Source organism: Alloalcanivorax balearicus MACL04, from assembly GCF_025532145.1.
GTDB lineage: Bacteria > Pseudomonadota > Gammaproteobacteria > Pseudomonadales > Alcanivoracaceae > Alloalcanivorax > Alloalcanivorax balearicus.
This window is the reverse complement of record NZ_ARXS01000076.1, coordinates 1-597: the sequence shown is the minus strand read 5'-3', so window position 1 is coordinate 597 and position 597 is coordinate 1. Positions and strand designations below refer to the sequence as shown.

1 protein-coding gene is annotated in these 597 nt (G+C 62.3%); it reads left to right on the top strand.

Annotation, left to right across the window (positions count from 1 at the left end):
- Positions 1–594, top strand: a 594-nt coding sequence (locus MA04_RS21750; protein WP_262462860.1) for a transposase, incomplete at its 5' end; no start/stop codon positions are given.
- Positions 595–597: the final 3 nt, after the last annotated feature.

The following is a 597-nucleotide window of genomic DNA, read 5'->3' as shown; positions in this document are numbered from 1 at the left end:
TGGAGCCCGCCCCCAAAGGCGTACCGGGTGCTGCAGAGCCTGCTGCGTCGCCGGGCCGCCTTGGTTAAGGCCCGCACGGCATTACGTCAGAGCCTGAGCGGAGAACCGGAGCTCAAGGCCCCGCTACAGACCTTGATTGCCGAAATGGACCGGATTGACACTCTGATCCAGAAACGGCTCAAGAGCGCGGTGAGCGCCGCCGGCTTACAGACTCAGGTGCAACGCTGCGACGCGATCGACGGGGTCGGCGAGATCACCGCCACCGCCTTGGTCATGGCCTTCCTGAGAGGAGACTTCACCAATAGCGATGCCTTCGTTGCCTTCCTGGGGTTGGATGTCCGGGTCCGTGACTCCGGCAAACTCACCGGCAAGCGTAAGCTGACCAAACAAGGAGATACGGAGGTCAGGCGACTGCTGCACTGTGCCGCCATGAGTGCGTCTCGACACCCGGTCTGGCGCGCCTTCTATCAGCGCTATCGGGACCGGGGACTGCACACCACGCAAGCCTTGGTGATCCTGGCCCGGAAGATCGCTCGCACCGCCTTCGCCCTGATGAAGCAGCAACAAGAATATTGCCCCGCAAAGCTCTTTTAAGGG